The sequence below is a fragment of the Stenotrophomonas sp. NPDC077659 genome, assembly GCF_050268705.1.
GTDB lineage: Bacteria > Pseudomonadota > Gammaproteobacteria > Xanthomonadales > Xanthomonadaceae > Stenotrophomonas.
The window spans coordinates 43,104-68,728 of the sequence record NZ_JBNNHG010000002.1; the positions used below are offsets into that span (position 1 = coordinate 43,104).

At 63.7% G+C, this 25,625-nt stretch carries 18 protein-coding genes and 2 pseudogenes; 9 read left to right on the top strand and 11 right to left on the bottom strand.

The genetic code is table 11. From position 1 onward, the window contains the following. The first annotated feature begins 80 nt into the window (after positions 1-80). Together ACQKDV_RS00605 and ACQKDV_RS00610 are read left to right on the top strand one after the other, a co-directional pair. Positions 81-1,439 (top strand): putative bifunctional diguanylate cyclase/phosphodiesterase, encoded by a 1,359-nt coding sequence (locus ACQKDV_RS00605; RefSeq protein WP_427781864.1) that lies wholly within the window; start codon positions 81-83, stop codon positions 1,437-1,439. A gap of 51 nt (positions 1,440-1,490) precedes the next feature. Next, positions 1,491-2,567, top strand: coding sequence for a serine hydrolase domain-containing protein (locus ACQKDV_RS00610; protein ID WP_427781865.1), 1,077 nt, complete (start codon positions 1,491-1,493; stop codon positions 2,565-2,567). A 78-nt stretch (positions 2,568-2,645) separates the two neighbouring features. On the opposite strand, the gene ACQKDV_RS00615 is transcribed toward ACQKDV_RS00610, so the two are convergent. After that, positions 2,646-3,053, bottom strand: a complete 408-nt coding sequence (locus ACQKDV_RS00615; protein ID WP_427781866.1) for a BLUF domain-containing protein — start codon at positions 3,051-3,053, stop codon at positions 2,646-2,648. 437 nt (positions 3,054-3,490) lie between these two features. Between ACQKDV_RS00615 and glgX the strand changes: the two genes are divergently transcribed. Further along, entirely contained in the window at positions 3,491-5,635 is a 2,145-nt protein-coding gene (glgX, locus tag ACQKDV_RS00620) for a glycogen debranching protein GlgX (protein WP_427781867.1), read from the top strand. An 88-nt stretch (positions 5,636-5,723) separates the two neighbouring features. On the opposite strand, the gene ACQKDV_RS00625 is transcribed toward glgX, so the two are convergent. The 3 genes from ACQKDV_RS00625 to ACQKDV_RS00635 form a co-directional block, all read right to left on the bottom strand. Continuing rightward, positions 5,724-7,355, bottom strand: a complete 1,632-nt coding sequence (locus tag ACQKDV_RS00625; protein WP_427781888.1) for a histidine kinase famiy protein — start codon at positions 7,353-7,355, stop codon at positions 5,724-5,726. A 192-nt stretch (positions 7,356-7,547) separates the two neighbouring features. After that, on the bottom strand, positions 7,548-8,441 hold the full coding sequence (locus ACQKDV_RS00630) for an SDR family oxidoreductase (protein WP_427781868.1): 894 nt from the start codon (positions 8,439-8,441) through the stop codon (positions 7,548-7,550). Between the two features lie 38 nt (positions 8,442-8,479). Continuing rightward, positions 8,480-10,321: a glycoside hydrolase family 15 protein gene (locus ACQKDV_RS00635; RefSeq protein WP_427781869.1), complete on the bottom strand. Its 1,842-nt coding sequence runs from the start codon at positions 10,319-10,321 to the stop codon at positions 8,480-8,482. Between the two features lie 222 nt (positions 10,322-10,543). On the opposite strand from ACQKDV_RS00635, the gene ACQKDV_RS00640 reads away from it, so the two are divergent. From ACQKDV_RS00640 to ACQKDV_RS00650, 3 genes and pseudogenes are all read left to right on the top strand, one after another. After that, a complete protein-coding gene (locus ACQKDV_RS00640) occupies positions 10,544-11,887 on the top strand; it encodes an alpha/beta fold hydrolase (RefSeq protein ID WP_427781889.1) in 1,344 nt (447 codons plus the stop codon). Then, positions 11,881-13,413: pseudogene (locus ACQKDV_RS00645) on the top strand (GMC family oxidoreductase); the annotation flags it as partial. The gene ACQKDV_RS00640 and the pseudogene ACQKDV_RS00645, both read left to right, overlap by 7 nt. A gap of 50 nt (positions 13,414-13,463) precedes the next feature. Then, positions 13,464-14,267, top strand: coding sequence for an SDR family NAD(P)-dependent oxidoreductase (locus ACQKDV_RS00650; RefSeq protein WP_427781870.1), 804 nt, complete (start codon positions 13,464-13,466; stop codon positions 14,265-14,267). Here the strand turns inward: ACQKDV_RS00650 and ACQKDV_RS00655 are convergent. The 4 genes and pseudogenes from ACQKDV_RS00655 to ACQKDV_RS00670 form a co-directional block, all read right to left on the bottom strand. Next, entirely contained in the window at positions 14,251-15,522 is a 1,272-nt protein-coding gene (locus ACQKDV_RS00655; RefSeq protein WP_427781871.1) for a DUF2254 domain-containing protein, read from the bottom strand. The two genes, ACQKDV_RS00650 and ACQKDV_RS00655, sit on opposite strands and share 17 nt — an antisense overlap. A 13-nt stretch (positions 15,523-15,535) precedes the next feature. Continuing rightward, positions 15,536-16,300, bottom strand: coding sequence for an EAL domain-containing protein (locus ACQKDV_RS00660; protein ID WP_427781872.1), 765 nt, complete (start codon positions 16,298-16,300; stop codon positions 15,536-15,538). A 272-nt stretch (positions 16,301-16,572) separates the two neighbouring features. Beyond that, positions 16,573-18,066, bottom strand: a pseudogene (locus ACQKDV_RS00665) (sensor domain-containing diguanylate cyclase); the annotation flags it as partial. 134 nt (positions 18,067-18,200) lie between these two features. Next, positions 18,201-19,739, bottom strand: coding sequence for an EAL domain-containing protein (locus tag ACQKDV_RS00670; RefSeq protein ID WP_427781873.1), 1,539 nt, complete (start codon positions 19,737-19,739; stop codon positions 18,201-18,203). A gap of 306 nt (positions 19,740-20,045) precedes the next feature. Between ACQKDV_RS00670 and ACQKDV_RS00675 the strand changes: the two genes are divergently transcribed. Beyond that, positions 20,046-20,441: a hypothetical protein gene (locus tag ACQKDV_RS00675; protein WP_427781874.1), complete on the top strand. Its 396-nt coding sequence runs from the start codon at positions 20,046-20,048 to the stop codon at positions 20,439-20,441. 147 nt (positions 20,442-20,588) lie between these two features. Then, the gene (locus tag ACQKDV_RS00680) at positions 20,589-21,686 is read left to right on the top strand and encodes a hypothetical protein (protein ID WP_427781875.1); all 1,098 of its coding nucleotides are present in this window, start codon (positions 20,589-20,591) and stop codon (positions 21,684-21,686) included. Between the two features lie 199 nt (positions 21,687-21,885). On the opposite strand, the gene ACQKDV_RS00685 is transcribed toward ACQKDV_RS00680, so the two are convergent. Genes ACQKDV_RS00685 through ACQKDV_RS00695 form a run of 3 tightly spaced genes read right to left on the bottom strand, consistent with a single transcriptional unit; the run spans position 21,886 to position 24,462 of the window. Next, a complete protein-coding gene (locus ACQKDV_RS00685; protein WP_427781876.1) occupies positions 21,886-22,524 on the bottom strand; it encodes an SDR family oxidoreductase in 639 nt (212 codons plus the stop codon). A 58-nt stretch (positions 22,525-22,582) separates the two neighbouring features. Next, positions 22,583-23,518 (bottom strand): alpha/beta hydrolase, encoded by a 936-nt coding sequence (locus ACQKDV_RS00690; RefSeq protein ID WP_427781877.1) that lies wholly within the window; start codon positions 23,516-23,518, stop codon positions 22,583-22,585. 26 nt (positions 23,519-23,544) lie between these two features. Next, positions 23,545-24,462 carry an alpha/beta hydrolase gene (locus ACQKDV_RS00695; RefSeq protein ID WP_427781878.1) on the bottom strand — a complete coding sequence of 306 codons (918 nt, stop codon included), beginning with the start codon at positions 24,460-24,462 and terminating at the stop codon, positions 23,545-23,547. A 121-nt stretch (positions 24,463-24,583) separates the two neighbouring features. On the opposite strand from ACQKDV_RS00695, the gene ACQKDV_RS00700 reads away from it, so the two are divergent. After that, complete coding sequence (locus ACQKDV_RS00700) at positions 24,584-25,579, top strand: LysR family transcriptional regulator (RefSeq protein WP_427781879.1); 996 nt, start codon at positions 24,584-24,586, stop codon at positions 25,577-25,579. The last annotated feature ends 46 nt before the right edge of the window (positions 25,580-25,625 follow it).

Below are 25,625 nucleotides of genomic sequence, written 5' to 3' on the forward strand. Positions count from 1 at the left end.
TGGTCGGCGCACCGCCTTTGCTACCCTTTGCATGGGCCGCGACCATGCGCGTCCCTGTTGCCCAGAGGACGCTTCGCCGGATGCCAAACAGAGCACGCAAATGGCAGGGCCTGCCGAAGTTCCAGGAAGCCCCGCGCCGAAAGAAGATCGGTACGATCCTGAAGCTGGCGGGTGTTTCCTGCGTCTTTCTGGGGCTGGCCTGGACCCTGTGCTATCTGTATTTTGACCGCGCCGAACTGGCCGTGGGGTTCACCGGCCTGATGGTAGTGGGCGTGCTGGCGATCACCCGCAGCCGCCACGCAGACGGTATGTCCCTGTTGATCGTGGCCCATGGGGTGTTCCTGTCCGTGGTCGGCGTGGCGGTCATCGATGCCCCCATTGCCTGGGTGCCGCGTTCCGCTCATATGTTCCTGTTGCCCCTGGCCGCAGGCGCTGCGTTGACCTTTGATGCACGCGAGCGTTACGGTTCGCTGGTATTCCCGCTGATCTGCCTGGCAACATTTGCGGCATTTGCTGTTGGCGCGCTGGATTTCCTCGCCCCGGGTACCTCGCCGCCAATTGAAGTACGGGCGTGGGGCGCCCGCTCAAATACTTTCCTGGCGATGGCGTTGCTGGTGGTGATCTTCGCCATCTACCGCATCGATATCGGCAACCGCGTGCGGCTGGAGCGCGAACTCGGGCGGGCGGTACGCAACGGCGAAATCGAGGTGCATTACCAGCCGCAGGTGCGTGGTAATGGCGTGGTTACCGGCGTAGAGGCCCTGGTGCGCTGGCGGCGCGCTTCCGGCGAACTGCTGCCGCCCGGTGCGTTCATCGCACAGGCCGAAGAGAGCGGCCTCATCCGTGATGTGGGCCTTGAAGTCCTGCGGCAGGCCTGCGTGCTGCTCGCACAGTGGGCGGACCAGCCGGCAACCCATGGCCTGCGGGTTGCCGTCAACATCAGCCCGATCCAGTTGCTGGACCCTGGCTTCGTGGCCGCGGTCAGCGCCGTCATCGGCGACGCAGGCGTCAATCCGGCGTTGATCGAGCTTGAACTGACCGAGTCGGCGCTGTCGGCGGAGACTGCCGAGACCATCGAAAAGATGGAAGCGCTTGAACGCTTTGGTGTTACCTGGGCACTGGACGACTTCGGCACTGGGTTCTCAGGATTGTCCACCCTGCGCACGCTGCCGGTGCGCAAACTGAAGATAGACCGGGACTTCGTCGTTGAAGCCACCACCCAGGAGCGCGCCCAGCGCCTGCTGGGCAAAATCGTCGAGATTTCCCAGGTGATGGGCATGAGCGCGCTGGCCGAAGGTGTCGAAACCAGCGCGCAGCGCGATCTGCTGGTGGGGCTGGGCTGCGATCACTTCCAGGGGTATCTGTTCGCCCGCCCGATGCCGAAGGCGGACCTGGCCAACTGGCTGCAGAGGCACTGCCTCCTCGCCGCGGCCGGGTAGCGTCGAGCTTGCTCGACTGGCCTCCCCCTCAGCACCCTCAAACCAAACGTCATGAAAAACCTGGCCACGCTGCTCCTTCTTCTTCCAGTCTTCATGCTGCCCGGCGCGGTCAACGTCGCGCCCGCCACACCACTGGATGTACACGCAGAACGCCTCGATGCTTTCCTCGACCAGGTAGAAGACAACAACGCCGGCATCGGCAGCATATCCATCTTCCGCGATGGCCAGGAGGTCTATGCCCGCCACTTCGGCCAGAAGCAGTTGGGCGATGCAGACTACACCGCCCATACCAAATACCAGATCGCCTCCGTCACCAAAATGGTCACGGCCATCCTGGCTTTCAAACTGATTGAAGAGCGCCGCCTGAGCCTGGATGACAGGCTGTCCGGATTCTTCCCGGATATGCCGTCCGCGCAGGCCATCACCGTCGGCGATCTGCTTGCGCACACCAGCGGCCTGGGCAACTTCGCCCTCAAGGACGGCACAGTCTGGGTGGTGGACAAGGTCAGCGAGCCGGCAATCCTCGACGAGATCAAGAGGCAGGGCGTCTCCTTCGAACCTGGGCAGGGCACCGCCTACTCCAACTCGGCGTACCTGCTTCTGAGGATGATCCTGGAGAAGCGATCGGGTCGCACCTACGCCGATCTGGTGGGCCAGGATATTGCTGCACCGCTGGGCCTCCAGCATTTCGCCTCAGCCAGCGTTCCCCAGCCGGACACCTTCCTGTCCTACGCCTACAAAGGGGGGTGGGAACCGATCAAGGACATCGACTACGCCAACGTGGTGGGCGTGGGTGACATCGCCGGCACGCCGCATGACCTGAACCTGCTCATTACGGCCCTTTTCCAAGGGAGGGTACTGCGCAGGACATCCCTGCAGCAGATGATGCCTTCGGCGGGCCAAGGCTGGGGCAGGGGACTGGCCGCATTCTCCTATGGGCAACATCGTTTCCTGGGCCACGGCGGCGATGTCCTCGGCTCGCATTCCCGGGTCATCTACAACCCACAGGACGGGACCGCCATCAGCTATTCCACCAATGGCGAACGCATCCCGACCAATGAATTTCTCGCTGCACTCGTGGCCAATGTATACGGCGAGCCGGCAGTGCCCATCGCCATGCCGAAGTAGTGCCGGCCGCTGGCCGACAATCGTCCATTGGCTTGCAGCGTCCAGTTCGCTCGACGGCGGCCGGCGCCGAAGCAGTTATCAGCCCATCAACCGTCGAAGCAGAAGCACACCCCCCACAGGATTACCAGCCTCATCAAGGGCATGATCCAAGCTTCCCCAGTGAGCGACGAACAGCCGGTCGAGCACCGTGTTGGGCTGCATGAGGCAACTCATGTCCCACGCCGGAAACCGGCGGGTGTCGATCCGGGCATCACCCATCACGTGAAGCCGACTGTGCTCATCACTGGCCGTGATTCGCCCGATCGCGCCCTCGATACCATCGTCTGGCCCCTCGACGTACTGCAGGAAACGTGCACCGTCGAACAGCATTGCGCCGGTGACGCCCGCCATGCGATTGAAGCGCTGGGCCCCGTGCACGATACGTTCCAGGCGGGCCGCATCCATTCCCGCAACGGCGACACTTCGGTAGGCAACAGCACGCAGCATGCGGGGAACCGGTAAGGGATTCAGATCAGAATACCCCTTCGCACGCATGCACGCTTGACCCATTTCGTCCTGTGGGCGGCCTGCCCGCGTTCACGCCGGGATGAGCGACGCAGCACGCCTCTTTGCCCAATGAAGGGAGATGCTGCGGCAGACCCCGGCAGCTGGAAACCATATGTGCGAGCACGATGGATATGAAAGCTGCGGGGCGGCCGGAGAGACAGGCCGCTTTCGCTGCACCGGCTCCCGCCGCAGGGCCAGGCCCACAGTCAAGCGATGGCATCTGGAAAAAAGACGCCGCTGACCGCCGGGAACGCACCATGGCCGCTACCACCAGCCTGCAAATCCGCGTGATGCCGCCGCCACATGGCCTCTACAGGCGGACCGCGATGCTCCGCAGTCTACGGCTGCACGCCCGCAACCGGTAAACCGAGCCCTCCATGCGCGACCAGGTCAGACCCTCCCGCTACACCTCCGCCTCCCGTATCCGCGAAGGGCGCCCCTTTCCACAGGGCGCTACGTTCGACGGCCAAGGCACGAACTTCGCCCTGTTCAGCGCGCACGCCACCAAAGTTGAACTGTGCCTGTTCGATGATGGCGGTAACGAGCAGCGTATCGAACTGCCCGAATACACCAACGAGATCTGGCACGGCTACCTGCCCGATGTGAAGCCGGGGCAGCGCTACGGCTACCGGGTGCATGGGCCCTATGCCCCGGCCGACGGGCATAGATTCAATCATCACAAGCTGCTGCTCGACCCATATGCACGCGAAATCGATGGCGACCTGACCTGGGCCGATGAGCTCTATGGCTACACCATCGGCCATCCCGACGGCGATCTCAGTTTTGATGAACGTGACAGTGCACCGTTCATGCCCAAGGCCGTCGTGGTGGAGGACACCTATGACTGGGAAGGGGATGAGCGACTGCTCACGCCTTGGAACCGCACGGTCGTCTACGAAACCCACGTCCGCGGCTATACGCAGCGCCATCCCGAGGTTGGCGAGGACATCCGCGGAACCTGCGCCGGCCTCGCCCGGCCAGCCGTTCTGGACTACATCCGCGGCCTGGGTGTCACCGCGGTAGAGCTGCTGCCGGTCCACGCCTATCTGGACGACAACCATCTACTGGAAAAGGGCCTGCGCAATTACTGGGGCTACAACACGCTGGCTTTCTTCGCGCCCAAGCGGCGCTACCTGGCCAGTGGCCATCGCGACGAATTCCGCGACATGGTCAAGGCCATGCACCGCCAAGGGCTGGAAGTCCTCATGGACGTGGTCTACAACCACACTGCCGAAGGAAACGAGCTCGGCCCCACGCTGTCGTTCAAGGGCATCGACAATGCCAGCTACTACCGTCTGGCCGAAGACAAGCGGTACTACATCAACGACACTGGTACCGGAAACACCTTCAACCTGAGCAACCTGCAGGCGATCCGCTTTGTCTGCGATTCTCTGCGCTACTGGGCGCATGACATGCATGTCGATGGCTTCCGCTTCGACCTGGCGACCATCCTGGGCCGAGAACCCACCGGTTTCGACCAGCGTGGCGGCTTCCTTGATGCGGTCGGCCAGGATCCATTGCTGAGCCAGGTGAAACTGATCGCCGAGCCCTGGGATTGTGGTCCTGGTGGTTACCAGGTAGGGCACTTCCCCCCGGGCTGGGCAGAGTGGAACGACAAGTTCCGCGACACCGCACGCAGTTTCTGGAAGGGTGACGAAGGCAAGCTTGCGGAGTTTGCAACGCGCCTGACCGGCTCGGCGGATCTGTTCGACAGGCGTGGCCGCCGCCCGTGGGCATCGGTCAACTTCATCACGGCCCACGACGGGTTCACGTTGAATGATCTCGTCAGTTACAACGTCAAGCACAACGATGCAAACGGCGAAGAGAATCGTGATGGCTCAAACAACGATTCGTCGTGCAACTACGGTGCAGAGGGTCCGAGCGAAGACGCAGCCATAAACACGCTGCGCGAACAGCAGATGCGCAATCTGCTTGCCACGCTGCTGCTCTCACAGGGCACGCCGATGATGCTGGCTGGCGACGAGCGGGCCCAGACACAGGGCGGTAACAACAATACCTACTGCCAGGACAATGACATCACATGGATTGACTGGGACCGGGACATCACCGAAGGCAGGCTGGCCGGGTTCGTGCGTGATCTGCTGGCGCTGCGCCAGGATCATCCGATCCTGACGCGCGGCCGTTTCCTCAACGGCCAGTACAACGAGCAGGCCAGCGTGCGCGATCTCACCTGGTTGAATCCAGCAGGCCGGGAGATGACCGAGGACGACTGGAATGACGCCGCCGCGCGCTCAGTCGGGCTGCTGCTGGAGGGCAGGGCACAGGCATCAGGCGTTCGCGAGCACGGCAACGACGCCAGCCTGCTGATCGTCATCAATGCTTATCACGAAGGCGTCGAATTCACTCTTTCTGATGATGATGGCACCTCGCCGAGCGCGTTGCTGCTGCTCTCCACCGATGCTGGCCTTTCATCCGAAGCCGGGCTGAAGGGCGTTGGCCACTTTCTGGCCCCGCCGCGCAGCATGACCGTGTTCAAGTGCGCGACAGAGCCTGCCGCCTGAACCACTCGGACACGCCCCGCTGACGCGGGGCTTCTCCCTCTGTGCTTGATCAGCACCAGCCTGCCCCCGCAGCAGGTGGGCGCTGTGCTCAACCAACGCCGGTGGGTCCCTCCAGGACCAGTCGAACCTTGCGCAGCAGCTGCTGACGGTTGAACGGTTTGTTCAGCACTTCGTATTCGGAGCCACCGGCATCGGTGCGCTCCAGGCTGGCCTCGGCGTAACCGGTCGTCAGCAGTACCTTCATCTTCGGCAGGCGACGCTTCGCTTCGCGTGCCAGAATCACGCCGTTCATGCCGCCTGGCATGATCAGGTCGGTGAAGAGCAGGTCGAACACCTCTCCCTGTTCCAGCAGCGCCAAGGCCGATGCACCATCGTGGGCGACCTGGGTCTGGTATCCGCCAGCTTCAAGCAGCATCTTCGCCAGTTCCGCCACGTCGTCGCGGTCCTCGACAATCAGGATGCGCTCGCTGCCACCGCGGTCCATGGCCATGTTGGACGGTGCGATGTCCTTGCTCAGCGCCTCGGTCGTGGCAGGGAAGTACAGGCTCACCGTCGTGCCCATGCCGGGCTCTGAGGCGATACGCACCGTGCCGCCGGACTGCTTGACGAAGCCATACACCATGGACAGGCCAAGACCGGTTCCTTCGCCCTCTTCCTTGGTGGTGAAAAACGGATCCATCACGCGGCGCACGATCTCCTGGGACATGCCGCTGCCATTGTCCTGCACTGATATGCAGACCCGGCGGCCGGCAGGAAGGTGCTCGAGTTCACCCGCAGCACCTGTTCTGGAGGCCTCCACATTGCGCGTAGTGAGAAGCACCCGCTGTTGCGGACATCCCTTCAATGCGTCCCGCGCGTTGATGACAAGATTGAGGATGGCCACCTCGAACTGGGTGGTGTCGATCCTGCAGTTCCACAGCCCGGGGGCCAGATCCATCTCCAGCTCCACGTCTGCGCCGACGCGCTGTGCGGCCAGTTCCACGGTGGAGGACACCAGGGAGTTCAGGTTCACCGTACGGCCTTCCAGCTTCTGCCGTCGCGAGAACGCCAGCAGCTGCTGGGTCAGCACTGCCGCCTTGCTGGCAGCCGACTGTGCCTGCGTGGCCGCACGCCTGACGAAGCTGTCTGGCCGCAGCTCTTCTTCGGAGCTGCCGGTGATCATCTCCAGATAACCGGACATGACCTGCAGAAGGTTGTTGAAGTCGTGCGCGATGCCACCGGTCAGCTGGCCGAGAGCCTCCATCTTCTGCGCCTGGCGAAGGGAATCCTCCGCGTCGCGTCGGCGCGACACATCCAGCTGGGAGCCAAAGAAGTACACCAGGGTGCCGTCGTCATCGAACACCGGCGATACAAACAGCGCATTCCAGAACGTCGAGCCGTCCTTGCGGTAATTCAGAACCTCGGTCGCCGCCTCGCGGGTGCTGGCAATGGCCTCACGGATCTCGGCGATGGCATCGGGATCGGTGTCCGGGCCCTGCAGGAAGCGGCAGTTGCGGCCGATCAGCTCCTCGCGCTCATATCCGGTCATCTCCACGAACGCCCGATTGGCGAAGATGATCGGGTTATCGGGCCGGTGCGGGTCGGTGATGATCATCGGCATGCGCGTGGTTTCCACCGCGCTGAAGAAGATGTCCGACCGTCTGTCACCAATGCCCGCTTGTTCGTGGCTTCTGATTGCCGGTGAAGGAAATCCTTTGAATTGATCGTTGGACACGCACATCCTTCGGCAGCGGCGGTACTGCTCCTTCCAGATCGGTGGAGCGTGGAAGGTCCACACGATGCCACATCTGGGTATTTGTGACCGCGTTCATCATTAACAGTTCAGAAAAAACGCAGGATGCTTCACGCCGGTGTCTCGTGTTGCTGAGTCCGTAGCCGCTGGCGCGGTCGTGTGCCCGCGCCAGCGCTGGGGTCAGGCGATACCCGCGCCGCCGGTCACGCCGAAGACCTCGCCGGTCAGGTAGCTGCCTTCCTGGCTGGCCAGCAGCACGTAGACCGGCGCTATTTCCACCGGCTGGCCCGGGCGCTTCATGGGCACCTGGGTACCAAACCTGGTGACTGCCTCGGTCGGCTGGCCACCTGAGGACTGCAGTGCCGTCCAGAACGGGCCGGGTGCCACCACATTGGCGCGGATTCCCTTCTCGACCAATTGTGCCGACAGCGCCTTGGTGTAAGCGACGATGCCTGCCTTCGTGGTGGCGTAATCCAGCAGGATGGCGGAAGGGTCGTAGGCCTGCACGGACGCAGTGGTGATCACCGCCGCACCCGGCGGCAGATGCGGGACCGCTGCCTGGCAGATCCAGTGCATGGCATAGAGGTTGGTCTTCATGGTCTTGTCGAAGTCCTCCGCACTGAGTTCGGCGATGCTTTCGCGGTACTGCTGGCGCGCCGCATTGACTACCAGGATGTCCAGGCCACCCAAGGCTTCTACCGTGCGCTCCACCATGGCCTTGCACCATTCCGGGTCGGTGATGTCGCCCGGCAGCGCCAGCGCCTTGCGGCCCTCCGCTTCGATCAGTGCGAATACCTCGTCGGCATCGGAGGCTTCAGAGGGCAGGTAGGACAGCGCAACGTCGGCGCCCTCACGGGCATAGGCAATGGCTGCAGCGCGGCCGATACCGCTGTCGGCGCCGGTGATCAGCGCCCGGCGCCCGTTCAGCTTGCCCGAGCCCTGGTAACTGGTTTCGCCGTGGTCCGGTACCGGCTCCATTGCCGCCGCCTTGCCCGGCAACGGCTGCGGCTGGGCGGGGAAGGGCGGCTGGGGGTACTGGCTGCGCGGGTCCTGCATCTTCAGACGGTCATTCATGGTCAATCCTTTTCGTGGGGCGGGGAAGGCAGGGCCGCTCACGGGCAGCCCAACGTGTCTGCAATCGTGGCCATGGCCATTACCTGGGCCAGGTGGCTCAAGCCTTGCGGCGTGTTGCCGAGGTAGTGGCCCGTAAGCGGGTCCACCATTTCGCTGAGGACGCCCTGGCACCGGCCGAGCGCACCGTTCAACGCATCCACGCGGTCGCGTGCGTCCTCGACGAAGCCCAGTCGCGCATAGGCCTCGGCCATCCAGTAAGAGCAGGCGATGAAGCATCCTTCTTCATCGGGCATGCCGCTGTAGCGGTAGTGGAAGGTTGATTGGCCCAGCTCACGGTCGATGGCGTGCAGGGTGGCCAGAAGCCGCTCCCTGCCGTCAAAGCGGAAGCGCACCGCCAATGCCAGTGCTGCGTCCAGCTTGCCGCTGCCGGGGTACATCTCGAACGCCTGCAGGGCATCGGACCAGCAGTGGGTTCCGATCCAGTCACTGATGCGGTCGCGCTCACGCTGCCAGCGGTCACGGCACGTCGTCGGCAGTTGACCCTGGTCGGCCAGTTCCACCGCCCGCGCCAACGCCTGCCAGCAGCTGATCTTGGACATTGTGTAGTGTTCCAGCTCCGGCAACTCCCAGATGCCGGAATCTTTCGCGCGCCAGTGGTCCGCGCACAGGTCGGCAATCCTGGACAGCAACTCCGCGCTGGCGCCATCGAGAATGTTTCCGGCTGCGACGAAGCAGAAGGCGGTCTCGAAGATATCGCCATAGATGCCATGCTGGTGCTGCTCCCCGGCCAGATTGCCTTTCACCACCGGCTGGGTATCGCGGTAGCCGCGCATGGGCAGTTCCTGCACCGGCTCAACCACGCCGCCCTCGAGTGTGAAGACCACCTTGGGACCGTGGCGGCGCAACTGGCGCAGCAGCCAGGTAAACGCTGCCTTGGATTCCGCTTCCAGGCCTGCGGCCAGGAAGGCCTGGATGGTGTAACCGGCGTCGCGCACCCACGCATACCGATAATCGAAGTTCTTGTCGCCACCGATCCTCTCGGGCAACGAAGTGGTGGCCGCAGCCGCGATGGCGCCCGAGGGTGAGTACAGCAACAGCTTCAACGCCAGTGTGCTGCGCACGAACGTGGCGCGATCCCAGCCGTCATAGGACACATTACGGGCCCACGCTTTCCATTCCCGGTCGGTCAGATCGATGCGGCCATCCACTTCCTCCACCGACGGTGCCACCAGCGGCTCGTCCTCGCCCACGACCAGCGCCACGGTAATGCGTTCCCCAGCACGGACAGCGCATTGCCCACCGGCGCCCTCGTCGGTCCACCTAAGCTGCAATGCCGGATGATGGACTACCACCCCCAGCAGTCGCTGCACGTGGAAGACGGTGTGCTCGCCAATGGAAGAACAGTAGGGGCTGGCATGCTGTGCACGGGTACCGGGGCGCATGCGCACGGCAAAGCTGACCTCGCCCTCCAGGCCCTCAATGCGGCGCGCCAGCTCGCACCACGGCAGCCGTCCAGCGTGGCCGCTGTTCAACGATTCTGTCAGCGAAGCGCGTCCAGACGCCGTCGTAAAGACGGTTTCGAGTACATTGCTCTCGCTCCGGTAGCGGCGTTCGACGGTGCAGGGCTCGTTAGGCGCGATACTGAAGTAGCCGCCATTGCTCCCGTCCAGCAGGCGATCAAACAGTGGGGGGCTGTCCATGTTGGGCGCGCACCACCAGTCGATGGCGCCATCGCAGCCGGTCAGGGCAACGGAGCGGCCTTCGCCCAGTGCGGAATACTGCTCGATGGGCAGCGCGCCTTGGCGCCTGCGCTCGATCGACAACGGCGTTATGTCGCCGATGGATCCATCGGGAGAGGTGGCCTGGGGCAACGTTGACATCAACGCACCCTCCGGCAGGCATGCAAGGCCGCCGGTGCAGTGGTAGGGGTGCACATGATGTGGATCCTGACGTGGGGTTCCTTGAACCTAGAGCGCTGCACGCGCAAACAAGGTGAGGCAGAGCTCAACAGCACGTGATCATTTGCGCTGCGTTGACACCGTCCTGCACGCCACGTGGACGGTCTGACGACCATGCTCGCGCCGCTACACGCCGAGGTCGCCATGCAACGTCCCGTCCTTTTCCTGCTGCACAGCCTGGGCGCCAGCCATCGGGAGTGGAGTGCCGTGCAACGCGCGCTCGGCGATGAGTTCGAATGTGTCGCGCTGGATATTCCAGGCTTTGGTGGCACCGCCGCCGGAGATGTCACCCACATTGCTGCCATGGTGGATTGGTTGCAGGGGGAAGTCGTCTCGCGCTCCCCCTCCTGCTGGTTCCTGGTGGGGCACAGCATGGGAGGCAAGATCGCCTCGCTGCTTGCCGCACGCAGCCGTGAGGGGGGGCAGGGCCTGGCGGGCCTGGTTGGCGTGGTGCTGGTGGCCGCATCGCCGCCGTGCCCCGAGCCCATGGACGAAGCACGTCGCCGAGAGATGCTTGGCTGGTTCGCCTCAGGGAGTCCCGCACGCGCCCATGCTGAAGAATTCATCGACGCCAACATCCGGCGGCCGCTACAGGGTGCCATACGGGAAGCGGCCATCCTCGATGTGCTGCGCACCGACCCCATTGCGTGGCGTGCATGGTTGGAGGAAGGAAGCTGCGAGCATCGACAGGAAGACGCCGCCCAGCTGCGGGTACCTGCCCTGATCCTGGCCGGTGCAGAGGATGGCGCCCTCGGTGAAGCGGCGCAACGTGCACTCAACGCGCCGCACTATCTACACGCGTCCGTCGACGTCGTTCCGGATGCCGCGCATCTGATACCCGTGGAGCAACCGGAGTGGCTTTCCCAGCGGGTTGCGGCGTGGGCACTGCCGTTGGCCGCCCGTGCACTGCCGCCGTCGTTCATCCGACTGCTGGACGCTGAGCGCGTCGCGCCGCGCATGCGGGCCCGGCTGCTGGCCCGGCATGCTACGCCGCTGCCGCTCGCGGAATCGTCGTTGCCGACGCGCCACCTGGCGCTGCTCTCTGCCTTGGCGGCACGTCTCGTACCCGGTGCAGATGCTGACGATCTGGCACTGCGCGTCGGCCACGCATTGGTGAATCAGGAGAGCGACGGATGGCGCTTTGCCGATCTGTCCGCGGATGCGGATGCGTGGGCACAGGCTCTGGATCAGCTGGATGCTGCCGCCAATGGGTTCACCACGCTTGAGCCGGCCGCACAGCAGGTGCTGCTGGAGCAGGTGCAACAGCACGCCGCCGTGGCGCCGCAGGACGGCATGCTGGGGCCGGCGCAGTGGGCGCACTGGTTTGAAGATGCCAGAGCGCTGTTTGCCAGAACCTGGATGAGCCTTCCTTCCACCTGGGCCGCCATTGGCTACGACGGGTTCGCTGTCGGCGGCAAAGGCGCGCAGAGCCCCGGCTACGAGCACACCGAAGCAGGCACGATCAATGCGTGGCAGCTTCCATGCTGAGTGGCACTCGACATGGCCCCGGGAAGGATGAGTCAGCTGATGCAGTCATCATTGGCAGTGGTGCCGGGGGGGCGCCATTGGCAGCCCGTCTGGCCGAAGCCGGCGTATCGGTGCTGGTGCTGGAGGCGGGTGGCACATTCGCGCCAGAGGATCATCTGGCCGATGAGCTCGCGAGCGGTATCTACTGGATGGAAGAGCGCCTCAGTGGCGGTGAGACCCCGACCGCGTTCGGCGCAAACAATTCCGGCCAAGGAGTAGGCGGGTCAACCCTCCACTGGGGCGCGTTCTGCCCCCGCCCCGACCCGCGCGACCTGCGCCTGCGTTCGCTGACAGGCCGGGGTGTTGATTGGCCCATCGCAGATGCAGAACTGCTGGCGTACGTACAGCGCGTGGAGGCCTTCATCGGCGTATCGGGGCCCTCGCACTATCCGTGGGACCCGGCCCGCCGGTATGGCTACCCCCCCGTACCACGCAATGCTTCCGCGCACGCCATGCAGCACGGCTGCAGCGCGCTGGGTGTTCGCGCAACCGATGCACCCGCCGCCGTGGTCAGCCAGGCGCGGCAGCAGCCGCAGTGGGGGTTGCGCCAGCCGTGCAACAACTGCGGCGCCTGCCATCAGGGCTGCAGCAACGGTGCCAAGGCGAGCATGGACATCTCCTGGCTGCCGTGGGCAACAGCGCATGGTGCGGCGATCAGTGACCGAAGCCGGGCAGTAGACCTGGAATGCGATGGCCTTGGCCGCGTCAGCGCGGTGGTCTATCAGCGCGACCATCGCCTGCACCGCGTGAAATGTTCGGCTGTCTTCCTGTGCGCGGGCGGCGTAGAGACGCCGCGACTGCTGCTCAACCTCGGGCTGGCCAACAGCAGTGACCAGGTCGGTCGCAACTTCATGGCCCACGTGGCCACCCAGGTATGGGGATTCTTCGACGCGGACATGTGCATGAACCGCGGCTACCCCTCCTCACTCATCACAGAGGATTTTGTCCGGCCGCATGGCGCGTCGTTTGCGGGCGGCTACCTGGTGCAGAGTCTCGGCGTGCAGCCGGTCACTCTGGCCACTACCTTTGCACGGGGCGCGGGTCTGTGGGGCCAGCGGCTGGTGGATGCTCTGACCTCCTATCGGCACCTGGCCGGCATTGGCATCAACGGCGAATGCCTGCCGCAGGATGGGAACCGGCTGACCCTCAGTGATGAGCGTGATGCATCCGGCATGCGCCGTGCGCGGGTTGATTTCAGCTATGGCCCGAACGAAAAGGCACTGGACGCGCACGCCCAGGAGCAGTTGACCCGTATCTGGCAAGCTGCGGGTGCCACCGGTACTTTCGCCGCCGCGCGTTCGGCGCACACCCTGGGGACCTGCCGCATGGGCGATTCTCCGGACAGCGCCGTAGTGGATGCTGACGGACGCAGTTTCGACATCTCCAATCTCTTCATCTGCGACAACTCCATTTTCCCCAGCGCTCTGTCCGCAAACCCGGCGCTGACCCAGATGGCGCTTGGCCTGCGCACCGCCGAACGATTCCTGCAGACGCGGGCGCCGCGCGGTACCACTTCCTCCCGCAAGAAGGACACCTCATGGATCTCGGAATAGAAGGGCGGATCGCGCTGATCAGCGGCGCCGATTCAGGCATGGGCAAACAGACCGCACGCGAACTGCTGCAGGCAGGCGTCCGCGTTGCCATTACCGACGTGCCCGATGGCACTCTCGATGCGGCCCTGCAGGAATTGACGCCACTGGGCAAGGTCATCGCTGTCGCCGGCGATGTCACCAAGGCGGCGGACGTCGCGCACATCTGGTCCACCGTGCGTACCGAGCTTGGTGATCCCGACATTTACGTCAACGCGGCCGGCGTCACCGGTGCCACCGGCGACTTCCTCGATGTAGACGACGAAGGTTGGTTGCGCACCCTGGACATCAACCTGATGGGCGCGGTGCGCATGTGCCGCCAGGCCATCCCCGCAATGCGCTCCAAGGGTTGGGGCCGCATCGTGCTGTTCGCCTCGGAAGATGCCGTGCAGCCATATACCGATGAACTGCCGTATTGCGCCTCCAAGGCGGGCGTGCTGAGCCTGGCCAAGGGGTTGTCCAAGCAGTACGGCAAGGACAACGTCATGATCAATACCGTCTCGCCGGCCTTCATCCATACGCCGATGACCGACGCGATGATGCACAAGCGCGCCAGGGAAAAGGGCATGTCCTTTGAGGAGGCCATCCGCACCTTCCTGGACGAAGAGCGACCCGGCATGGTGCTCAAGCGCCGTGGGCGGCCGGAAGAGGTTGCCGCTGCCGTCATGCTGCTCTGCTCGGAACGCGCCAGTTTCATCAACGGTGCCAACATCCGGGTCGACTCTGGATCGGTGTTCACGTTGGCCGGGTAGGATCAAACGGCAGCGGAACCGACGCTGCGGCGCGAAGCGCTTCCCGGTCCGGCCCGAAGGTCAGGGTGTCCCACGCGCGCGCCAGTGACCACTGTGCATGCCTGCGGGCTTCCTCGGCGATGGCCGGATCGGGCGCCAGCAGCAGCGCCGCGAAGCCTTTCTGCAGCCGGATGTTGACTTCCAGTGATCCCGCCGCATCGCGGGAAATGGGAGTAAAGACATCATCAAGAAGATCACTGGCCTGCAGTGGGGCCATGTGGACGTGCGGGTACCGAACCTCAGCAGGGCAGGCGTCCAGGCCGTACCCGGCCCAAGCGTGCAGCAGCCGCACGCAGGTACCGATCACATCGATGCAGGTGCCGGGGTCGTTGATGGAAGCGGACATCGCACGCTGGCCAATCTCGGACAGGATGACCAGACCGTAGCGCGGATCGTTGTCGATGGCGCGCGTGTCACTGCAGCTCAGCGCGGCCAGCAGTTGGCTGCGCGTTTCGTCACTGACCGTTCCTTCGACCTCCATCACCGGGCGGGCCGGCGTGGCGAAGGTACCGATCTGACAACGCAGATGGATACGCAGTGCGTGTTCGCTGGCCAATGTCTCCAGCCGTGCCATGTCGATGTGTTCCACGTAGGCGATCCGCTCGTCCACCAGCGGCACGGCGGGGGCGGCAACGGGCCGGGGTGGAGCACCGCCCAGCAGGGGATCGGCCGCGCGGCGCTTCATGGCGGCCTGCGTGGCACGTTCCACCAGATCAATCGTCTCACCCAGCCGGCCGAACCGCGAGAACTGTTCGATGGCACGCAGCAGCGTCACAGTGATGACCACGATCACGCCTACGGTCGCACCGAACAACACCAACCGGCCACTGTCCCCATAAAGCCCGGTGCTCAGCGCAATCAGCCCGACGATGGAGAACAGGAACGCACCGATGAACGTGGCCAATGCGCCCTGCGCGCGGCTGTCCTCGATCAACAGGCGCGCAGCGCGTGGAGTAGCGCTGGTAGAGGCCGACCCATAGGCGGACACCATGGTGGACAGCGAAAACGTGGTGACCGTCAGCATGGACGCAGCCAGAATGCCGAGGATGTTGCCAACCGAATCGGCACCAATTCGCGTGGCCAGCCCGGTCGGGATGAGGAACTTGAGGAAGGCCCCGGCAAGCGCGGTGACCACGCCCATTGCGCCATAGAGCGTTGACCGGAACCACATGCGCCGGGTTACATGGGAAAGCTTCAGTTTCCATCGGGTCAGCATCGGCATACTCCATTCAGCCCAGCCAGGGGATCTGCGCATCCTGCACGACCGCCTCAAACGCGGGGCGCCCAAACCAGTAGCCCTGCATCAGCCTGATACCCAGGTCCGCAAGGCATCGTGCTTCGTCAGCGGTCTCGATGCCTTCGGCTATGGCATCAATGCGCAGTGCCTCGCATATCGCCACGACCCCGGCCACGATCGCCTGGCGTGACGGGCTGCCGTCGATGCCTCGAACCAGTGCCATGTCCAGCTTGACGATGTCCGGCTGGAAGTCGGCCAGGAGATTCAATCCGGCAAATCCTGCACCAAAGTCATCGATGGCGGTCTTGAAGCCCATACGCTTGTACTCGCGCATGATCTCCGCCAGCCACGCGCCATCGCTGACCTTCTCGCCTTCCACTGTCTCGAAAATGATGCGTTCAATGGGAAAGCCGTGCCGCTGCGCTGCCTGCAGGGTGGAGCGTATGCAGACGTCGGGCCGGTAGATGGCATTGGGGTAGAAGTTGATGGACAGCTGGCTGGCGATGTGCAGTCCTGCTGCGGCCTGGATGGCCTTTTCCCGGCATGCCTGGTCAAAGCTGTAGCGATTCTCATCGGTGATGCGGGAGAGCACTGTGTGGGCACCTTCGCCCGCCACCCCCCGTACCAGCGCTTCGTGAGCGAATACGCGCCGTGCCTGCACATCCACAATGGGTTGGAAGGCATAGCTGAAATCAAAACCCAGCGGCCGTGCATCCCGGCACAGGGCACACCCGCCACGTCTGTCGGGGCTGGACATGGGCAACGCTCTCCGCAGGGCTGGGGCAACCAGCGTAACCGTCTCTGCGACAAGGCCGGGTGCAGAAGGCCGCTGCATGCTTCCGGCTCATCCACGGTGGATTGATCGTTGCGCGCCGGCCAACCATCCGGATCGTTCTTGTTGAACCAGCAGGCCGCGGGTCGGAGCGGATCACGCCGAGGTGGGACGGTCCGGCTGGGGGGGCTCTGGTAGACCATGACCATGTTCCTGCCGGCATTCTTGGCGCGGTACAGCGCCTTGTCCGCCTGCCTGATGGCGAGATCTGCATCGCCATTCGTTTCAGGAAAGTGGCTCACGCCCGCCGAGATTGTCACTTGTCCCACGCCTGGGAACGCGTGCGCCCCAATCGCCTCGCGAAGCCGTTCCGCTACCCTCACCGCACCCCGCACGTCCACGCCCGGCAGCAGCATCAGGAACTCCTCGCCGCCGAAGCGACAGAGCACGTCGTGTGGGCGTGCGTTGGCGCGCATGAATTGCGCCAGGCCCGCGATCACTTCGTCGCCTGCGGTGTGGCCGTATCGATCATTGACAGTCTTGAAATGATCTACATCAAACGCAATGACCCCGAAGCGGGTATCCGACTGGTTGAACTCGCTCAGCGCCCGCTCCAGGCCCCGCCGGTTATAGAGCTGCGTCAGCGGGTCGGTGAGCGCGGCGATATCCAGTTTCCCAATGCGTTCGCTGAGGCTCCTGAAACTTACCAGTACGGCTCGTTTCAGTTGCGCTGCCTCGAAATACCACGAATTCACCAGCCTGACCTTGGACATGGCCTCGCCGACATCTTTCGCCTGTACATTCCTGGCGAGCTGCCACAGCGGCGCGGCTATACGCCGTGAGAAGAACCAGATCAGCACCAGTGAAAGGATGCCCAACGGGGCGGCGTTGAGGAGCACCGTCGACATCAGGCCTCCGAGCGGCGCCAAGGTCGCGTCCAACGGCCGCTGGGCCACGACGCCCCATCCGACGGAGGGCACGGGTGCAAAACCAGCGAGCATGTGGATGCCATGGCTGTTGATCGTGTGCAGCGCTCCTGACCGGCCTTGACTTACCGCGCGCACTACGTCGTTGCGAATGGCTGATTCGCCAATGCGATCAGGCTCAGGATGATACAGAAGCTTGCCCTCGCGTCCGACCACATATAGATAGGAGCCATCCCGGTAGAAGTGCGTCCCCAGCAAGGAGTGCAGGATGTTCTTCTCTTTCAAGTGAATGGACGCCGTTACATAGCCGGCATAGGCACCCTTGGCATCGAAGATGGGGTGGGAGAGGGTAACCACCAGATTGCCCGTGGAGGCGATGAACGGGTTGCTCACCTGCGGCGAGCGGCTTTCCAGCGCCTGCCGGTTTGCCGCACTGGTCAGGGCTCTGCCGTTGAGCTCTGGCATCACAGGGGAAGCGGCTTGGACCATGCCGGCGGCGTCTACGACGGCCACTGAATTGAATGCGTCTGTCTGCTGCATGAGTCGCTCGGCTTCTTCGCCGGGCGCCGAAGCCTGGTCCAGGTGGCGACCTATATTCGCGGCGCTGGACGCCAGCTGCTGCTGCGCACTGAGCACAAAGTGCTGCGTGGTCTGCGCAAGCTTGTTGGCGTACACCCGGTTGGCTTCCAGCGTGCTGTCGACAAGCTGCCTGCGCTGGACCTGGTAGCTGGCCCAGACAGTATTGCCAAGCATCACCAGGGCAGAAAGTGTTGCCAGCGCCAGGATCAAGCGCTGCAGAGTGAGGCTCCGCGTGAAATGAATCATTGGGTGGGCCTCGCACTGGCACTTGGTTCACCGTTTATCATCGGCAGTATAGCCCCGAACTGGAGCCTGGCCGCGGTCACGCGACTGCCCGGATCGAAGCACTCGGCGCATTCGGGCATCCCTGCATCGGCGGATCATTGGCCAACGCCGAGCCTGATCCGAGCCTGGCCGGGATGGCTGCACGGGCAGTCCGCTTCGATGGCGGCCAGTGCCTCGGCAAGTGAAAGGGGGTAGCCATAGTGCCACCCTTGGCCAATGGCCTCGGGGGCGATTCGCGCAAGCAGCAGATCCTGCTCCTCGGTTTCCACCCCCTCTGCGATCACTTCCAGCCCAAGCTCCCTTGCGATGCGATACATGCCCGGCAGGACAGGGCACAGGGGCGATTCCTCGTTGATGGCCGCCACGAACATCCGATCAATCTTGATGCCTTGGAACGGGGACTGCGCCAGGCGGGAGAAGTTTGCACTGCCTGTCCCGAAATCGTCGATCAGGAACCGGTACCCAAGCACAGAGAGCGCTTCCATGTTGTTCCTGGCAATGGCAGAGACACGCTCCTCCCGCTCGGTGATCTCGATCCGCAGCTGCTCAGGAGCCACGCCAAATGAATCGGTGACGCTGCTGACGTAGCGGACAATGGATTCCTGCGCCATGTCCACCGGCTCCGCATTGATACTCACGTACAGATGCCGGTGCTGGCGCAGCGCCGCAGACAGATCATTCATTGCCCTCACCAGCACGTAGCGGAATAGTTCGGGGCTCAGTCCGAGACGGTGGGCAATCGGAACGAAAATGGTCGGCGGGATCTCATCATCGCCTGAGGGCCGCCAGCGGCTGAGGGCTTCAAACCCGAGCAACTGGTGGCTCCCGATCCGCCGTAGCGGTTGGTACGCCAGCTCGATCTCATCGCGTCTCAGGGCAACTGCCAACCGCTGCTGGATGGTCTGCCGGGCCATGGTCCGGTGCCTGATCATCAGAAATGCAAGCAGCGCTCCTACCGACGCACCGGCAGCAAGGATACCGGCGAGCAGCCCGGCAGGCAGCTCGGCGAGTAAATGTCGTGGGCTGACCACATGGACACAGACATTGGCCACGTCACTGCAACGCTTGGCATGCACCGCCGAGCGGTTCGCAGCTGTACCGACGGGGGACAGGCTGCGGAAGGCAAATGCGCTGTCCCTGGTCTGGATGCTGACGGCGCTGGTCCGGGCAGGGTCCAGGCGCTCGAAGGCCGAAGGCGAGGACACGGTGAACGAGTCGCCCTCGGCAATCAGATTGGACCCCGCGTAGGGCGAGCCCACCAGGTCAGACGCATGCCACAGCTGGATGGGGCCGGCGGAGAGGTGTGGGGCGGGCAGGTTGTAGGGTCGACTGCTGCCCCACAGGGCGCTGCAGACAAGCCGGCCATCGTGGATGCGCCCGATGTCGCTGATGTAGCTGGACCGGAATGCGATCTCCCTGAGTGCGTCGATGTCAGCGGCCGAGCAGGGCGGCTTTCCGATCCGGGCAGCCTGCTCCGCCGCCGCGCGCCGCGCCAGCGAAATGGCTTCGGAGCGTGCAACCGCAGCGTCCGCTATCGCTTCCGATGCTTCCTTGTCACGTACGTACAGAATGGCTTGAGCGACGGCGAGCATTGCCAGCAGACATACTGTCGTAGCGCCCAGTGCCGTCGCCATGTGGCCAACCCAATCCTTTCGAGCACTCAAAAACACCCCCGATCTGGAACGTGCCACCGCTTCGCTGGGCGTGCGGCCTTGCTCACCCATCACCCCACTTATCGGCCCGGTATCCAGGAACTTCAGCCGCGATGCGGAGGGCGAACCGCGCTGTTCTTTGCCGGTCCGCAATGTTGTCCAGGTGAGCGGTCATGAGCGTGCGTCTGTTCAGGAGGGGCTTCGGCAACCCGCGCCGCGGGGCCTGTGCCATCCCGTAGACTTTGCCCTCAATATGTCCAGCCACCCGCCGCCGACTTCGCAACGCCGATGACCCAACATGTCGCAACCGCCGCCGCCTGGAAGACCGAGCCGCTGCCGGACTGTCACGTTACCCTGGCGCTGGATTTCCACCTTGATGCCGCCGAAGCTGCGTGCGCGGGAAAGGGGTTGATCCCGTTGGACATGGAGGACAAATGGTTCCTCTACTACGCTGGCCAGACGCTTCATCTGCATCGCAGCTGGACCGGATTCTGCATTGCCCAAGTGCATTTCGTAACAGAAGGGGATGGGCTGCGCGCGACCTGCGCTTGGGTAAACCGGGATCCGGGGCAATACGCCAGCACGGACGATGCAGCTGACATCGCGCTCATCGAGCGGATGGTGCGCAGCATGGGCGCATCGCAGCGCTATCTGGCCGAACGCTTGGCATGGAGCGCCTCGTAGCGTCCAGCCTGCTGGACGGCTCTGCCCCCGCGCGCCAGCAACGCCGCCAGCCATGCCCGCACCACGCCGGCAGCAGACGCCCCATTCATCGCAATTGCGCCATGATAGCTCGCATTCTCCGCAGAACAGGGAGGCTGACGGCCGTCCGTGAGAGCTGTTTCCTTCGTCGCTGCCAGCGTGCTGGCGGGCATCACATTCCAGTCCATTGCATCAGAACGCGAGCGCGATGCGGCCCCCTATTTCGAGCCCGGCGGCGCCGTTCGATTCAACTATGGCTGGCTGGATTACGCGCCCACCAGTGGCCTGCAGGTGGAACTGCTGCGTGCAGATCTTGATGCGGGCGCCGGGCCATTCTCGTTTTCCGCCCAGTATCGATGGTACGACGGGTTCCACGCCGTGCATCACGCCTATGCAGGCTGGCAGTTTTCCGACCAGGCCCGGCTGAAGGCCGGGATCCAGCAGGTGCCCTTCGGGCTTCTGCCTACGGTCTCGCAGAGCTTCTGGTTCGGCTCCGGCTATTACCTGGGCATCGAAGATGACTATGACCCCGGGCTGGTGCTGTCCTACACCCGAGGCGACACCACCTGGCATGCAGGCTGGTTCTCCGGTGACGAATACGGATCAGGTGCCCGTCATGACCGCTATTCTTTCGACGTGGCGCAGACCGATGCGCTGCCGTACCGCGAGCAGCAGCGGCTGCATGCACGGGTAGAGCAGACGCGCACGTGGGCAGGGGGCCAGCTGCTGCTGGGCGCATCAGTCTTTGCAGGCAAGGTCCAGAACACGCAGACGCGCCGCCGCCATGGTCACCACGGCGGGGCCCTGCATGCGCAGTGGAAGCGCAACGGCTGGACGGCGCAGCTGCAATGGGCACGTTACCGGTACGACATTCCGGGCGATCGCATCGCACTTTCAGCCTTCCAGGCGCCATTTGAAACCGCAGCGCAGGCCGATGTCCCAAGTGCCAATGTCGCCTATTCGTTTGCAGCAAAGGGCCGATTGGATGATCTGACCTGCTACAACAACCTCAGCATGACCCGCCCGACGGGGCACCGCACCGGCGCACGCGATTCGTGGCAGAACGTCACCGGCTGCAGCCTGCAGAAGGGCATCATGACCACCTATGTGGACTGGATTGCCGGCCGCGACATGTGGTTTGCCGGCGGCGATGGCATCGGCATCAACGATGGCGGGCCGTCGCAGTGGCACTCCCGGTTCAACCTGAACATCGGGCTCTACTTCTGAAGCGAACGCCAGCCCGGGAGAGTCGAGCGCGCCCGACTTCGCGAGTCCCGCACCGCCAGCGGCCACCTTTCCACACGGAGGGCCCCCGCCATGGCCCAGCCGACGGGCGAACGACTGAATCGACCGCATGGGCCTGTTTTACGGTGGCGTAGAGCGGTTCGAGCGTGCGGGCCCGTCCCGGGCGATGCGTTTACCGCGACTACATGAAGCATGGCTTGTCGCCGTCACTTCCGGGCTTGTTCAACCCCAGGTTCGCACCGACGTAACGCGCCGGATCGACGATGATCCGACCAACAAGATCGCCCACGCTCTTTCGGGACACGACGGTGCCCTTGAATGGCTGGTCCTTTCCAGTGATCTCGTAGTCCACCTCATCTTCATCGGTCAACCACGCCGGGCGCAGAATCGTGTAGTCCAGACCAGATGCCTCGATCGCATCGGCCGCACGCCTGAAGGGCTTGAGATCTTCACCGATGTTCTCGTTGTTCCACTCACCGAAGGCGCCTGGAACCTCATCGTAGATCCCCAAAGAGAGAACGAAAATCAGGCGCTTCACGCCTGTACGCTTCATGGCTGCGATTATCGCGTGGGCTTGCTTGTCCAGGTCTTCGCCGGTCAGGTTGGCGTAGACAATGTCCTGGCCTGCGACCGCATCCTCGAGCAGACGCTTGTCCAGGACGTTGCCGATGACCATCGCTGCGTTGGCCGGCTCCTTTCCGGTCAGCTTCTTCGGATCACGCAGCAGCAGGGTCTGGTGGACACTTTCTGATGTGGCGAGCGATCTGATCACCCACTGGGCGATCTGGCCGCCAGCGCCAAGAACAAGAACGTTTTTCATGTCTACGATCCTTTACTGTCGGGCAACGACGCACCACTCATGGCGCGTCGGCGTTCCATCACAGGTTCGCCTTGAAGAAGGGAACCACCTGGGCCATCGCAATGGCCACCGGCTCAGGCTTGTCATACAAGTCGTAGTGCGACCAACCTTCAGCGACAACGATGTGCTTGTGCTCGGAGGCTGCTCGGCCATGAATCTCCCAGCCATCACGATAGGCGCCGAAGCCACCGGGCTTGTCACCAATCACCACCATCAACGGCTGGGTCAACAGCACCTCCGCATTGAGGAAGGCATCCCACCCCATCGCCGCGCCACTGAAGGACATGAGCTGGCAGGTGGCACCGTTGGGCTGTTGGCCGCGTGCGGTCTTGTAGTACTCGGTCGCTTCCAGTACGTCGATGTCCGTGATGCCTGCGGCCTTTCCTGCCTCCACGGAGTCCGGCAGCAGGTTGGCCACACGACGCTCGGCGCCCTGCGCCTGGGCCGTGCGCATACCTGCGATGTCGGCTGCCATCGTGCGCGGTCTGAACTGTGCGAAGCCTTCGCGGATAAGTCGGCCATAGTTCACGCCGGTAATGGACACCAGCGCCCGGAGACGGTGGTCGGTAATGCCGGCGTGAATGGTGTACGCACCGCCTCCGCAGACACCGATGGCACCGATGCGATCGGCATCGACGTATGGCAGCGACTGGAGGTAATCGACGGCAAAGCGGATATCCGAAACGCGTATCGATGGATCCTCGATGAAGCGAGGATCGCCGCCGCTTGCGCCTTGAAAGCTGGCATCGTGTACCAGTACCACGAAGCCCTGTTCGGCCAGGCCTCTGGCGTAGACGTTTCCGGCCGTCTGTTCCTTGCAGCTGCCAATGGGATGTGTGCTGACGATGGCAGGGTACTTCCTGCCCTCATCGAAGTGGGCGGGCAGATAGATGTCGGCAGCGGTCAGCCACCCAAGGTTCGGGTAGCTGACAGTCTTGATGGAAAAGGTGTCCATGGTGTTCTCCCGGTCAGTAGGCCAATTCAGTTCAGACGGGTCTGGAAGAACGGCGCCAGCACCGAAACCGCCTGGTCCACGTAGCTGGGCACGTCGTAGAGGGACATGTGATTTGCACCGTCAACCACGTGCAGCGATTTGTCCTTGCTTGCGGCACGCGCCAACAGGTCATCGCTCATCCACTTGCTGCCAGCAGCGCTGCCGGCCACCGCCAGAATCGGCTGGGTCAGGAATGCCTCAGCCTTGTTGTAGGCATCGTAGGTGATGATCTGGTTGAGGTTGCGGGTCAGCGCGAAGCCCGGCGCATTGGGGTGTTCGGCGCGCGGGGTGTGGTAGTACTCCCACGCTTCGCGCAGCTCGGCATTGGGCGCATCTGCTTCGCGCAGCGGTGCCAGCGGGATGGTGGCGAACTCGCCTGAAGCGATATCGGTTGTGCGCGCCCTGGAACCGGCGTCCAGGAAGCCCGTGGCATCGGCGTCCTTGACCGTGTTCTCCCAGCCGTTGCGGAACATCTGGCCGATGTTGACCGCACTGACCATGCCAAGCGCCTTGATGCGGTGGTCGTTGATGGCGGCGTTGGCGCTGTAACCCGCGCCGGCGCAGATACCCATCGCACCGATCTTGTCCTGGTCCACATAGGGCAGGGTGGTCAGGTAATCGATGACCGCACTCACATCCTCGGTGCTGACATAGGGGTTCTCCAGCTGCCGCGGTTCGCCTGTGCTCGCGCCCTGGTACGAGCGGTCGAAGGCAATCGTGACGAGGCCGGCTTCGGCAAGCTTCCTGGCGTACAGTCCGGCGGTCTGCTCCTTCACGCCACCACCGGGATGGGACACGACCACTGCTGCGTATTTCCTGGATTCGTCAAAGCCTGCCGGGAAGTACAGGGTGGCCGCCGTGGTGACGCCCTGGCCGTTGAGATTCTTGAACGTGACGTTGCGCATGTGCGTGCTCCGGTGTGGGTGTACGGTGGCCGACTCTGGTACCGACAGTGGGCATGCTATTGACCGGATTGGATCCAATAAATAGCCTTCCAGATACATGACTGGTAAGCAGAGCTGAACAATGGCGCTCGATCCCTCCCTCCTGGCATCCCTGGCCTGGTTCGCACACATCGCCCGGCACCGCAGCTTCACCAAGGCGGCCACCGAGATGGAGATAACCCGTGCAGCGCTCTCCCAGAACCTCAAGGCGCTGGAGGAACGGCTTGATGTGCGGTTGTTGCATCGGACGACCCGGAACATGTCGCTGACCGAGGAAGGGCAGCAGTTGCTGGACGTGCTGCAGCCGGCATTGACCGCCATCGAACGCGCGGTCGAAGGGCTGGGCGAGGTGCATGCGGAACCTACCGGCATGATCCGGATGAACGCTTCGCGGATCGCTTCACGCCTGCTGCTGGAACCGTACATGGGCGAGTTTCTGGCGCGCCATCCCAAGCTCCGGCTGGACTTGATCATGGACGACGGCTTCTCGAACCTGGTGGCCAACGGTATGGACGCGGGCATCCGCCTGGGTGAGAGCCTCGACGAGCACATGGTGGCCGTGCCCATCACGCCCCCGCTGGAAATGGCCATCGTCGGGTCACCGGACTACTTCAGGCGCCATGGGGTGCCAGACAGCCCCGCCGACCTGATGGGCCACAACTGCCTGGCGTACCGGTTCACGTCCAGCGGCACCATCGACCACTGGACGTTCACCGCACCGGGGAGCGAGGGGCGAAAACTGGTCTTCGAACCCCAAGGCAACGCGGTGTTCAACGACGACGACAGCATGCTGCGCGCCGCGCTGCAGGGCGTCGGCCTGGTCCGCCACATCGATCTATGTGTGCGCGAGCACCTGGCCAGCGGCGCACTGGTGCGCGTGCTGGCGCCCTGGTGCCGGCCCTTTCCTGGCTTTTTCCTGTACGTTCCATCGCGCGCCCAGATGCCGGCGAAGGTGCGGGCGCTGATGGATTTCCTGGTCGAGCGACGGGAGGAGCTGGCGTTGCCCCAGCGCAAGCGTGTGGCGACCGAAGATCGCCGCGTGAAGCGAAGGCATGGCAGCCGCGCCCGGCTCTTGTAGCGGCGAGCTTGCTCGACGATTTCCGTCCACGGCCACCGATACCAGA